At 37.1% G+C, this 380-nt stretch carries 1 protein-coding gene; it reads right to left on the minus strand.

Annotated elements, in window-relative coordinates; translation table 11 throughout:
- Nucleotides 1–25: 25 nt before the first annotated feature.
- The coding region (locus ACIR131C_RS23765; RefSeq protein ID WP_035372680.1) for a glycosyltransferase at nt 26–380 on the minus strand (355 nt) is incomplete at its 5' end.

Genomic DNA, 380 nt, shown 5'->3' on the forward strand with positions numbered 1-380 from the left:
CCTGTGTTTCATTGCCTGAAATGTTCTATAAATTATAACTTTGAATGATCTTTTCGTAAATGGAGATCATCTTTGATGCTATTTTATCCCAGGTATAATTATCTAATATAAACTGCCGGGCGCGAGCGCCCATTTGTTTAGATTCTTGAGGATGATCTAAGAAGTTTTCAATTGTAGCTGCGATTGCATTAATATTAAGTTCTGTAACATATCCCAGATGTTGTTGCTGAACTATATCACTGAGCGCTACACCAGGGGTAATTATAACTGGAGTACCCGCAGCTAGGGATTCTAGAACTGATATACCAAAGTTTTCGGAATGGGAAGTTAGGGCAAATATATCTGCTCCTTGTATTAATAAATCCTTGATTTCACCCTTG

It is taken from the genome of Dolichospermum circinale AWQC131C (genome assembly GCF_000426905.1).
Lineage (GTDB): Bacteria > Cyanobacteriota > Cyanobacteriia > Cyanobacteriales > Nostocaceae > Dolichospermum > Dolichospermum circinale.